Source organism: Blautia glucerasea (genome assembly GCF_013304385.1).
GTDB lineage: Bacteria > Bacillota > Clostridia > Lachnospirales > Lachnospiraceae > Blautia_A > Blautia_A ammoniilytica.
Genome location: NZ_JAAITU010000107.1, coordinates 1 through 1,876 on the forward strand (window position 1 = coordinate 1; position 1,876 = coordinate 1,876).

Sequence of the window (1,876 nt, forward strand, 5' to 3'; positions counted from 1 at the left end):
TTGTGCGCCCAGACAAGGGCGAGTAGTCTAGCAGGTGGAACGCCTGTCTGGTAAGGTCTAACCAACCGCCAGTAGCGAGTCTTGGGTGACTGCCAGTAATGGTAGTTGCTAAGCGTAGACAGCGAGAAAATAGAGAGTGTGATTGAGCCTCGAAATTTTGATATCTAGAAGGCTGACGTTTTAATTCCAGCGGAAAGCAACACAAACCAAATCGTTATGGTAAGAAATGGTTTGCTTCTGCGGGGTCAAAGAGCACTTTATGTTTTACATTGTGACTATTCAGTCAACTGGGGAGAGCCTATTGTTTCTTGCCATTGCAAGTATGGCAAACAACTGCAAAACAGGAGAATGCCAAAAGAATAGTAGGCAGTCGGATAGCTTCATAGTACTGAAGAAGTTGGGTAATGCCAATGGAGGGAAGGGAGCTACATAATAATGGTCTTTCTGAGGACACATCAACCGTACTCAGGGACGGGGGCATTGATGGAAACAAAATTAGAAAGAATAGCAGAAATATCGGCAAGTTCGCCGAGACCAGAGTTCACATCGTTGTATCATCTAATCAATAAAGAAATGCTTTTGCAATGCCACAAAGAATTAGACGGAAACAAAGCAGTCGGCATGGATGAGATTACTAAGAAAGAATACGAGAGGAATCTGGAACAAAACATAGATGACTTGGTAGAAAGATTGAAAAGAAAATCATACAAACCACAGCCATCAATTAGGGTATATATCCCTAAAAGCAATGGAAAACTTCGACCATTAGGAATTGCATGCTACGAGGATAAAATAGTCCAATTAGCATTAAAGAAGATACTGGAAGCTATCTATGAACCGAGATTTCTGAACTGCATGTACGGATTCAGACCAAATCGAGGATGTCATAACGCAATAAAAGAACTGTATAAGAGCTTAAACAATACGAAAATATGTTATATTGTGGACGCTGACATCAAAGGCTTCTTCGACCACATGAAACATGAATGGATTATCAAGTTTCTCCATCTCTATATCAAAGACCCTAATATAATCGGTCTGGTTAAGAAGTACCTTAAAGTGGGAGTGTTAGATGATGGCGAACTGATGTTAAATGAAGAAGGTTCAGCACAGGGGAATATCATAAGTCCAATCCTTGCAAACATATATATGCATAATGTATTGACACTTTGGTATAAGTTTATTATTACCAAGGAATGCAAGGGTGATAACTTTTTGATTGTATATGCAGATGATTTTGTTGCAGGATTTCAATATAAATGGGAAGCAGAAAATTACTATAAGCTTCTTAAAGAACGGATGGAAAAGTTCGGTTTGCAATTAGAAAATAGTAAAAGTCGTCTCTTACAAAGCGGTGCTTACATTGCAAGGGCAAAGCAAAAGAATGGTGAGTCTATCAGATTACAAACATTTGATTTTCTTGGATTCACGTTCTATTGTGGACGTTCACGCAAAGGTATGCCATATATAATGCCAAAGACAAGTTCTAAGAAATTCAGACAGAAAATCCGAGACATAAAAGTGTGGTTATACGCAAACAGAGACCAACCACTAAAGAAACTAATGGGAATGCTTAATCTGAAGCTGACAGGACACTATAGGTACTATGGGATTAGTTTTAATGGCAGAATGATTTCAAACTACAAGCAACAGGTGAGAGAACTTCTGTTTAAGGTGCTGAACAGACGAAGTGACAGAAAGAGTTATACAAGAGAAGGATTCATTGAAATGCTGAAATATTATCCATTGGCAATGCCAAAGATTTATGTCAGCTTGTTTTGAAACTGTAAATATTATTATGAAGAGCCGTATGCGGGAAAGCCGCACGTACGGTTCTGTGAGGGGCTTACATTGTGAGGTGTAAGTCTACTCGACT

Annotated in this window: 1 protein-coding gene; it reads left to right on the forward strand. The window is 39.1% G+C overall.

The features are described 5' to 3' along the window. Window positions 1-483: 483 nt before the first annotated feature. Window positions 484-1,782, forward strand: coding sequence for a group II intron reverse transcriptase/maturase (ltrA, locus tag G5B11_RS18545; RefSeq protein WP_173729313.1), 1,299 nt, complete (start codon window positions 484-486; stop codon window positions 1,780-1,782). Window positions 1,783-1,876: the final 94 nt, after the last annotated feature.

What these genes read in the sequence shown, in the direction of transcription:
- ltrA (WP_173729313.1), top strand. Translation starts at nt 484, where the DNA reads ATGGAAACAAAATTAGAAAGAATAGCAGAAATATCGGCAAGTTCGCCG.